The sequence below is a fragment of the Actinomycetota bacterium genome, from assembly GCA_036280995.1.
In the GTDB taxonomy this organism is placed as follows: domain Bacteria; phylum Actinomycetota; class CALGFH01; order CALGFH01; family CALGFH01; genus CALGFH01.
Genome location: DASUPQ010000007.1, coordinates 1 through 8,843, shown reverse-complemented (window position 1 = coordinate 8,843; position 8,843 = coordinate 1). Strand labels below are relative to the sequence as shown.

The following is an 8,843-nucleotide window of genomic DNA, read 5'->3' as shown; positions in this document are numbered from 1 at the left end:
ACCCTGGAGCGGATCGCGGTGGTCATCCAGGGGCTGACCGGGGTGCAGCTATCGAATCGCTCGGTGTGGCGGCTGCTGCGGGGGCGGCTGGGCTGGACGGTGCAACGCCCCGAGCGGCAGGCCAAGGAACGCGACGAGCAGGCTGTCCAGCACTGGGTGGCCCATGAGTGGCCGCGGATCAAAAAGGGGCGCGCGCGAACTCGGCCTGGGTCGTCTTCTTCGACGAGTCGGGCATCTCGCTGATCCCCCCGGTGCGCCGCACCTGGTCGGTGCGTGGGCGCACGCCGGTCCTGGGCCACCGGATGGCGTGGAAGAAGGCCTCGATGGCCGCCGCGCTCGGCTACCACCCAGACGGCTCCAGAGCGCGGTTGTGCTTTCACCTGCAGCAAGACGCCTACGACACCGACAGCCTGATCATGGTGTTGGAGCAGCTGGCCGGCTTCTACCGAGGGCAGCGGGTGGTGCTGCTGTGGGATGGGCTGAGCTCGCATTGGAGCTACAAGATGCGCGCCCACCTGGACAGCCAACGCGACTGGCTGACTGTGGAGCGGCTCCCGGCCTACGCGCCGAAGCTGAACCCCGTTGAATACCTGTGGGCCAACCTGAAGGGCGCCGAGCTGGCCAACTTCGCCGGCGACACCGTCGCTGAGGTCGCCGACCAGGCCCACCACGGCATCCAGGGGGTCTGCGACAGCGACTCGCTGGTGGTCGGGTTCCTCGCCCACACCGGGCTGTCGCTCGACGACGAATCGTCACCCTAAAATGAAAGAATCAATAACATCGCACTCGGATCTATATAGTGCTCGGATGGATGCGAGGGGGCGGGCCATGGCCTTTGATCTGGAGCAGCAGCCGGAATGCGTCGCCGACGTGCCCTTCGAGATCAAGGAGGAGCTGGCCGAGGGCCATTTCGAGCCGGACCGGCCTCGGGGCGAGCGGGGCGTGTCCGCCACGGCCTCGGCCGCAGCCGCGGCCGCGCCCCGGATCCTGGTCGACTTCGAGTCGTCGCCCCACGGCGGCCACTGGCGCCCCCTGCCCGAGTCCGGCAACGAGCCGGCGATCAGCATGCGCACGGTCATCCACCACTCGATCGTCGGCAGCGCCGAGGGCGCCTACCAGTACTTCCGCGGCTCCACCGCGATCGAGAGCACCTTCATCGTCAAGAAGAACGGCTACTTCTGGCAGATCATGTCCCTCGGCGAGCAGGCCGACGCCAACTTCCGGGCCAACGCCTTCGCCGGCAGCATCGAGACCGAGGACAACGGCAGCCCCGACACCGACCCCTGGACCCCCGCCCAGCTCGACACCCTGGTCTGGCTGTCCCTGGAGATGCGCCGCCTGCGCCCCCAGATCGCCCGCCGCAAGTGCCGCACCTGGACCGACGCCGGCCTCGGCTACCACACCCTGTTCCCCGGCCAGTGGACCAACGTTCCCGGGAAAACCTGTCCAGGAGCGATCCGCAAGCGGCAGTGGGCGAACAACGTGCTGCCCCGATACCTGACGGGTGACATCGAGGAGGACGACATGACCCCAGAGCAGGCCAGGCAGCTCAGGGCGGTGTACGAGGCCCTGATCGTGCCCGGGACGATCTCGCCCGAGCAGACGGTGAACATCCTGTTCGACCGGGTGCGGGCGATCGAGGAGGCGATGACCGTGCCGGGGACGACCACCGCCGAGGAGGCGTTCAACATCCTGTTCGCCAGGGTGCGGCGGATCGAGAACCTGGTCGAGCAGCTGGCGGAGTCGACGGCGGCGGCGACGGAGGGGTCGGGCGAGACAGGGGCCGACTAGGAGCGGCTGGCCGACAAGGTGGCCGAGCGGCTCGCCGAGTGGCGGCGGGTCAGCGGCCGGTCAGGGCGTCGCGGAGGACCTCCCAGACGGCCGCCGGGTCGCTGCCGGCCAGGGCGCTCATGTGGCCGCAGGCCTCGTAGCCCCAGGTCCAGAGGTCCTCGACCCCGGCGGCGCGGGCGGCGGCCACGGCCGTGCGGATGTCGGTGGCGTCGGACGGCTCCATCCGGAACCCCTGGATCCAGATCTGGGCGCCCACCCCGTGGTCGGCGGCCAGCCGGGCCACCAGCTCCGAGAAGCGGGTCACGAACGGCCCCGCCGGCTCGCCGAAGGCCTTCCAGTAGGGGTCGGTGGCCAGCGTGCCCAGCCCGGGCAGGGCGGCCACGGCCGACCAGTCGGGCAGGCCGTGGACGCCCCCGACCAGGGGCAGCAGGCAGACGGTGGTGGCGGCCCCCTGGGCGTGGCAGTGGGCGACCAGGTCGGCGACGAACTCGACCAGGCAGTCCTGGCGGAAGGCGAGCATCTCCGGGGTGAGCTCGGCCGGCAGGGGGCCGCCGTGCCGCTCGGCCCAGCGGGCCTGGCAGTGGCGGCAGCGGCAGCCCCAGCGAGCCGGGTCGAGGCCGAAGTGCTCGGGGTGGACCCAGTGGGGCTCGTCCCAGAAGACGCGGTCGGCGCCGGTGTCGATGGCCGCGTCGGCCCAGGAGCGGACGAACGCCCGCACGGCCGGGTTGTTGGGGCAGCCGGCCGGGGTCGCCCGGCCGTCGTCCAGCACCTGGCCGGCGTCGGGGTTGAAGGCGGTGAAGCGGCTCTCGGCCTCGCCGCCGAACATCTGGGCCACCCCCCAGGGCGCGACCTGCACCTGGAGGCCGGCGGCGTGGGAGGCGGCCACGATCCGGCCCATGGCCTCGCGGTACCAGGCCAGGTCGTTCTCGGTGTAGGTGTGCAGCACCCCGGTGAACCCGTCGGCGGCCAGCCCCTCCATATCCTCCGCCACATGGCGGAGGATCCGGTTGCCGAAGTAGGACACACCTGCCCGCTGGGCGTTTGTCAACCCTTCACCGCTCCCGCGGTGAGGCCGCTGACCACCCGGCGCTGGACGAGCAGGAAGAACACCACCGCCGGGATGGCGAACAGCGTCGACCCGGCCATCACCCCGCCCCACTCGGTGCCGTGGTTGGTGGTGAAGGAGGCCAGCCAGATCCCGAGGGTCTGCTTCTCGGGGCTGCGCAGCAGCACGTAGGCGATCAGGTAGTCGTTCCAGACCAGGATGAAGGAGAACACCGCGGTGGCGACCAGCCCGGGGGCGACCAGCGGGAACAGGATGCGCCGGAACGCCCCGGCGCGGGTGCAGCCGTCGACCATCGCCGCCTCCTCGAGCTCGGTGGGGATGTTGACGATGAAGCCGCGCAGCGTCCAGATGCTGAACGGCAGCACGAAGGTCAGGTAGGTGACGACGATCCCGGCCAGCCGGTCGGTCTGGCCGGCCCCGTCCAGCATCAGGTAGATGGGGATGATGAGGGCCTCCAGCGGCACCATCTGGACCACGATCAGCATGACGATCATGGCCGCCCGGCCGCGGAAGTTGAACCGGCCGGCGGCCAGCGCGGCCAGGAAGGCCAGGACGAGCGAGATCAGCACCGTGGCCACGACCACCAGCATCGAGTTGCGGACGTCCTGGAGGAAGTGGGGCTTGGCGACGGCCGAGCGGTAGTTCTCCAGCGTCCCCGGGATCGGCAGCCACCTGGGCTCGAACGACAGGATGTCGGGACCCCGCTTGAAGCCGGTCGCCACCATCCAGTAGATCGGGAACACGGTGACGGCCAGCACCAGCACGGCGGCGGCGTTGTAGCCGGCCCTGGTCAGGCGGCGGCGGGTCACGGGCCCACCGCCCGCACCATCTGCCGGACGTAGAACGAGGTCACGACCAGCAGCAGCAGGACCATGACGACGGCGATGGCCGCCCCCTTGCCGTAGCGGGTCACCCCGAACGACTCGCTGTAGGACCAGATGCCGAGCAGGAAGTACTCGCGGCTGGGGCGCTGGTTGAGCAGCACCCAGATCTGGGTGAAGACCTTGAAGTCCCAGATGGTGGAGAGGGTGGCCAGGATCAGGAAGATCGGCTTCATCACCGGGAGGGTGACGTGCCGGAACACCTGGAAGGCGCCGGCGCCGTCGACCCGGGCCGCCTCCTCGAGCTCGCGCGGGACCTGGGTCAGGCCGGCGTGCAGGGTGATGGCCACGAACGGCAGCGCCCCCCAGACGACCACGATCATGATCACCGTGAACCCCTGGAGGGGCTGGTCGAACCAGTTGTGCTGCTCGAACCCGTCGACCCCGAGCCAGGTGAGCAGCCAGTTGACGATCCCGAACTCGAAGTCGAACAGCCACTGCCAGATGGAGATGGCGGTGAGGGTCGGCATCGCCCAGGCGGCCACCAGCCCGGCCGTGACCGCCACCCGCATCCGCCGGCCCAGGTTGCGCAGGAGCAGGGCCACCAGGGTGCCGAGGACCATGGTCAGGCCGACGGCGACGGCCGCGAACAGCATCGTCCTGGCCACCACCGTCCAGAAGAACGAGTCGGTGACGATGTCGCGGTAGTTCTCCAGGCCGATCCAGGTGCCCTGGCCGGCGAACAGCTCCCGGAGCCCGTAGCGCTGGAACGAGAGCGAGACCAGCCGGTACATCGGGAACCCGAGGATCGCCGCCAGCACCAGCAGGGCCGGGGCGAGCAGGGCGTAGGGCACCAGCGGGGCCAGCCGGCGCCGCCGTTGGGCGGCGCGCCCGGCGAGGTCGGTCGCCGGGCGCGCCTCCGTGAGGGTCCTACGATCCTGAATTGAGGACATCGGCGATCTGGCTGCTCGCCTTCTTGGTGGCGTCGGCGATCGACGCCCGCTCGGTGAAGATCGAGACCAGCATGTCGGGCAGGACGTTGGCCGCCTCGACGTTGGCCCAGTTGGGCGAGGTCGGGGTGAAGCGGCTGTTCTTGGCGGTGGCGTCGAACACCGACAGGTAGGGGTCGTCGGCGTGCAGGTCGAGCAGGGTGGTGGAGTTGGGGATGACCCCGCCCACGGTGGCCATCTGGGTCTGGAACTTGGTCCCGGCCAGCAGCTTCACCCAGTCAAGGGCCAGGTCCTGGCTCTTGGACTTGGCGGCGATGCCCAGGTCGGAGCCGCCGAGGAAGACCGGCGCGGTCTGGCCGCTGGTGCGGCTGGGCAGCGGGAAGGCGGCCAGGTCGCTCTCCAGCTTGGGGTTGCCCTCCTTCTTGTCGAGGATGACCCCCTTCTCCCAGCCGTTGGCCACGATCATGGCGATGTGGCCCTGGGCGAAGGCCTGGTCCTGCTTGAGCTCGTCACCCTGCTTGTCGGCCCGGGAGCAGCAGTCGACCAGCTTCTTGAGCTCGGCCAGGCCGGCCTGGGACTCGGCGCTGTCCAGGGCGCCGCGCCACTGGCCGCCGTCCTGGACGGCGATGTCGCCGCCGTGGTCCCAGACGAACGGGAGCGCCGCGTACCAGTACTTGCCGGGGAAGTAGAAGGCCGAGAAGCGCTTGTCGTCGCCGAAGGTCGACATCAGCTTCTGGGCGTCCGCCTGGAGCTCGGCCAGGCTGGTCGGGGGCTCGGTGATGCCGGCCTTGGCGAACATGGACTTGCGGTAGATGACCGCCCGGCTGCCGGCCAGGTACGGCGCGCAGACGAGCTTGCCGTCCATGGTGCAGGACTCGGTGAGCGACTGGAGCCAGGCCTGGTTGTTCTCGAACTGGTCGCGGCTGCCGCTGAGGTCCTGGAGGGCGCCGGCGGCGGCGTACTTGGAGACCAGGGTGTTGCCCAGCTCGACCACGTCCGGCGGGCTGGAGCCGGCGAAGGCGGCGTCGAGCTTGGTGGTGATGTTGTTCCACTGCTGGAGCTCGACCTTGACGGTGTCGTTGGGGTGGGCCCTCTTCCACTCGGCGTTGACGGCGTCGACCACGGCGGGCGGGGCGCTGCCGGTCATCAGCCAGATCGTGAGGGTGCGCGGGCCGGTGTCGGTGCTGGCCTGGTCGCTCTCCCCGCCCGACTCCCCGCAGGCGGCCACCCCGAGAACCAGGGCGAACGCGAGAGCGAGGACGGCGGTGAGGCGGTGTCGTCGACCGCTGGGCATGGGCCTACCTCCTTGGGCTGGAACGGCCGATGGCTGGTTGGGAGGGACGGACCAGGTGGTCGTCGCCGTGGACGACGGCGCCCTCGGCCACGGTGACCACCACCCGCAGGGCCGGGTCGAGCAGGACCAGGTCGGCGTCCTTGCCCGGCTCCAGGCTGCCCTTGACGTCGTCGATGCCGATGGCCTGGGCGGCGTTGCGGCTGGCCGCCGGCCACAGCTCGGCCAGCGGGCGGCCGGTGGCGGCCTGGAGGTTGTGGAGCGCCCGGTCGAGGGTGAGGACGCTGCCGGCCAGGGTCCCGTCGGCCAGGCGGATGGCCCCGTCCACGGAGAAGACCGGCCGGTCCCCCACCGTGTAGGCGCCCTCGGGGAGCCCGGTGGCCCGCAGGGCGTCGCTGACCAGGACCACGCCGTCGGGTCCCTTGGCCTGGGCCAGGAGCCGCATGGCGGCCGGGTGGACATGGACGTTGTCGGCGATCAGCTCGCAGCGGAGCTCGGGGAGGACCAGGGCCGCGCCGAGCAGCCCGGGCTCGCGGTGGCCGAGCGGGCGCATGGCGTTGAAGGCGTGGGTGACGTGGCGGACGCCGTCCCGCACGGCCTGGAGGGCCTGGTCGTAGGTGGCGTCGCTGTGCCCGGCGGACACGGTCACGCCCCGCGAGGCCGCCTCGGCGATCAGCCAGCGGTTCTCCTCGAGCTCGGGGGCGAGGACCAGGACCCTGGCCACCCCCGGGTCGAGCAGCCGGGCCGCCTCGGCCCGGTCGGCCGGCCGGATGTGGTCCGGGTCCTGGGCCCCGGCCCGGGCCGGGTTCAGGTACGGCCCCTCCAGGTAGGCGCCGAGGATGGTGGCCCCGCCGTCGACCGGCCCGGCGGCCGCGCCCACCGCCGCCACGGCGCGCTCGGTGTCGGGGCCGCTGGCCGTCATGGTGGAGGGCAGCCAGGCGGTGACGCCGTGGGTGGCGAAGAAGCGGGCCATGCGCCGCAGCCCGTCGGGGTCGGCGTCCATCACCTCGACCCCCACGGCGCCGTGGACGTGCAGGTCGATGAAGCCGGGCATGGCCACCAGGCCGTCGGCGGCCAGCAGGTCGGCGCCGGCGCCCGTTCCCGGCGGGGGGTCGCCCTGGCCCATGGCCGTGATCCGGCGGCCCTCCACGGCGATCCAGCCCCGCGGCCACTCTCCGCCCGGGGTCAGCACCCGGGCCCCGGTGACCAGCAGCCGGGCCGTCACGGCCGCCTCCCGGCCCGCTCGAGGTAGCGGTCGAGCATCCCCGTCCCTTCCATGGCGTTCCCTTGCCTTGCGGTGGACGGTAAAGTGGCCTAGTCCAGTTGTCAAGAGGGCGGTAGACTTGTCGGCATGACGGCACGGCGACGCGGAGGCCAGGTCGAGGCGCTCCCCCGGGCGCTCTCCTACGCCCGGCCCAAGGGCGAGCAGCTCCAGGAGATCCTGGAGGGGGTGATCGACGAGCTCCAGCCGGGAGCCCTGCTCCCCTCCGAGCGGCTGCTGGCCGAGCGCTACGGAGTGGCCAGGGCGACCGTCACCCAGGCGGTCGAGGGGCTGGCCTCCCGCGGGCTGGTCTACCGGGTCCACGGCAGCGGCACCTTCGTGGCCGAGCCCAAGTTCCGCCAGCCGCTCACCCTGACCTCCTTCACCGAGGACATGCGGGCCCGGGGCATGACCCCGGGCTCGATCGTGCGCAGCCAGGCGGTGGTGCCGGCCAGCGAGGTCGTGGCCCGCCACCTGGCCATGGTCCCGGGCAGCCCGGTGGTCCACCTGGAGCGGGTCCGGACCGCCGACGGCGAGCCGATGGCCCTGGAGCGCACCCACCTCCCGGCCCAGCGGCTGCCCGGGCTGGAGGCGGCCAACCTGGCCGACGCCTCCCTGTACGAGCTGCTGGAGCGCCGCTGGGGGGTGCGGGTGGCCGACGCCGACCAGTGGGCCAGCGTGGTCCGCCTCACCGAGGACGAGGCGGCCCTCCTCCAGGTCGCCCCCGACCAGCCGGCCCTGCTGTTCCAGCGCCTCACCCGCGACCCCAGCGGCGCCCCGATCGAGTACGTCCGCTCCCTCTACCGCGGCGACCGCTACGAGGTCCACACCCACCTGGAGCGCCTGGGCGGCTGATCCGGCCGGCTCCGCCCCGCCTTCCACTGATTGCATGGTTACTTAATTGCGCTTATGCTTAATCAATGCCGGTCGACGACACCCTGCGGGCGCTCGCCCATCCCGCGCGGCGGGCCATGCTGGCGCTGGCCTGGGACGCCGAGCGGTCGTCGTCGGAGCTGGCCGAGGCGGTGGCGCTGACCCGACCCGCCGCCTCCCAGCACCTCAAGGTGCTGCGCGACGCCGGGCTGGTCCACGTGCGGGTGGACGGCAACCAGCGGCTGTACCGGGTCGACCCGACCCGGCTGGAGGAGGTGCGCCGCCAGCTCGAGGGGTTCTGGGGCGACCGGCTGGGCCGGCTGGCCGCCGGGCTCGAGGGCGAGGAGGAGCGGTGACCGACCCGGAGGCCGTGACCCGCGAGCAGGTCGTGCCCGCCCCGCCCGGAGAGGTGTTCCGCTGGTTCGTCGACCCGGCCCTGCTGGCCCGCTGGATCGGCGTCCGGGCGACCCTGGAGCCGCGGCCCGGGGGCGTTTTCCGGTTCGAGATCACCGACGGCGAGTGGTGCTCGGGCCGCTACCTGGAGGTCGTGCCCGGCCGGCGGGTGGTGTTCACCTGGGGCTGGGAGAGCGGCGCCATCCCGGTGCCGCCCGGCTCCTCCACCGTCGAGGTCGACCTGGAGCCGCACGCCGGCGGCACCCTGGTCCGCCTCGTCCACCGCGACCTCGCCCCCGAGGTCCGCCCCCTGCACGACGACGGCTGGTCCCGGTTCCTGCCCCGCCTGGCCGCGGTCGTCGCCGGCCAGGAGCCGCTCCCCTACCCCACCGAGCCG

General features: G+C 72.0%; 11 protein-coding genes. 6 read left to right on the top strand and 5 right to left on the bottom strand.

Translation table 11 applies throughout. The annotated features are described in order from the left end of the window. From VF468_00240 to VF468_00230, 3 genes are all read left to right on the top strand, one after another. Positions 1-243, top strand: a 243-nt coding sequence (locus tag VF468_00240; GenBank protein HEX5876755.1) for a winged helix-turn-helix domain-containing protein, incomplete at its 5' end; no start/stop codon positions are given. A gap of 8 nt (positions 244-251) precedes the next feature. Further along, positions 252-761 (top strand): transposase, encoded by a 510-nt coding sequence (locus tag VF468_00235; GenBank protein ID HEX5876754.1) that lies wholly within the window; start codon positions 252-254, stop codon positions 759-761. 46 nt (positions 762-807) lie between these two features. Further along, the gene (locus tag VF468_00230; GenBank protein HEX5876753.1) at positions 808-1,791 is read left to right on the top strand and encodes an N-acetylmuramoyl-L-alanine amidase; all 984 of its coding nucleotides are present in this window, start codon (positions 808-810) and stop codon (positions 1,789-1,791) included. Between the two features lie 49 nt (positions 1,792-1,840). Here the strand turns inward: VF468_00230 and VF468_00225 are convergent, their stop codons facing one another. From VF468_00225 to nagA, 5 genes are read right to left on the bottom strand one after another with little or no spacing between them, the layout of a single operon-like run. After that, on the bottom strand, positions 1,841-2,782 hold the full coding sequence (locus tag VF468_00225; GenBank protein ID HEX5876752.1) for a hypothetical protein: 942 nt from the start codon (positions 2,780-2,782) through the stop codon (positions 1,841-1,843). Between the two features lie 53 nt (positions 2,783-2,835). Beyond that, positions 2,836-3,666, bottom strand: coding sequence for a carbohydrate ABC transporter permease (locus tag VF468_00220; protein HEX5876751.1), 831 nt, complete (start codon positions 3,664-3,666; stop codon positions 2,836-2,838). Further along, positions 3,663-4,631: a sugar ABC transporter permease gene (locus VF468_00215; protein ID HEX5876750.1), complete on the bottom strand. Its 969-nt coding sequence runs from the start codon at positions 4,629-4,631 to the stop codon at positions 3,663-3,665. Before VF468_00215 ends, VF468_00220 begins: the two co-directional genes overlap by 4 nt. After that, complete coding sequence (locus tag VF468_00210; protein HEX5876749.1) at positions 4,609-5,922, bottom strand: sugar ABC transporter substrate-binding protein; 1,314 nt, start codon at positions 5,920-5,922, stop codon at positions 4,609-4,611. The genes VF468_00215 and VF468_00210 overlap by 23 nt, the downstream gene beginning before the upstream one ends. Positions 5,923-5,926: 4 nt before the next feature. Continuing rightward, complete coding sequence (gene nagA, locus VF468_00205) at positions 5,927-7,144, bottom strand: N-acetylglucosamine-6-phosphate deacetylase (protein HEX5876748.1); 1,218 nt, start codon at positions 7,142-7,144, stop codon at positions 5,927-5,929. Positions 7,145-7,270: 126 nt separating this feature from the next. Between nagA and VF468_00200 the strand changes: the two genes are divergently transcribed. From VF468_00200 to VF468_00190, 3 genes are all read left to right on the top strand, one after another. After that, positions 7,271-8,035, top strand: coding sequence for a GntR family transcriptional regulator (locus tag VF468_00200; protein ID HEX5876747.1), 765 nt, complete (start codon positions 7,271-7,273; stop codon positions 8,033-8,035). A 65-nt stretch (positions 8,036-8,100) separates the two neighbouring features. Then, positions 8,101-8,409 (top strand): metalloregulator ArsR/SmtB family transcription factor, encoded by a 309-nt coding sequence (locus tag VF468_00195; GenBank protein HEX5876746.1) that lies wholly within the window; start codon positions 8,101-8,103, stop codon positions 8,407-8,409. Further along, on the top strand, positions 8,406-8,843 hold a 438-nt coding region (locus tag VF468_00190; GenBank protein ID HEX5876745.1), incomplete at its 3' end, for an SRPBCC domain-containing protein. The genes VF468_00195 and VF468_00190, both read left to right, overlap by 4 nt.

Coding starts and splice junctions, on each gene's coding strand:
- VF468_00215 (HEX5876750.1), bottom strand. CDS start 4,631: ATGTCCTCAATTCAGGATCGTAGGACCCTCACGGAGGCGCGCCCGGCG.
- VF468_00230 (HEX5876753.1), top strand. CDS start 808: ATGGATGCGAGGGGGCGGGCCATGGCCTTTGATCTGGAGCAGCAGCCG.
- VF468_00210 (HEX5876749.1), bottom strand. CDS start 5,922: ATGCCCAGCGGTCGACGACACCGCCTCACCGCCGTCCTCGCTCTCGCG.
- VF468_00195 (HEX5876746.1), top strand. CDS start 8,101: ATGCCGGTCGACGACACCCTGCGGGCGCTCGCCCATCCCGCGCGGCGG.
- VF468_00200 (HEX5876747.1), top strand. CDS start 7,271: ATGACGGCACGGCGACGCGGAGGCCAGGTCGAGGCGCTCCCCCGGGCG.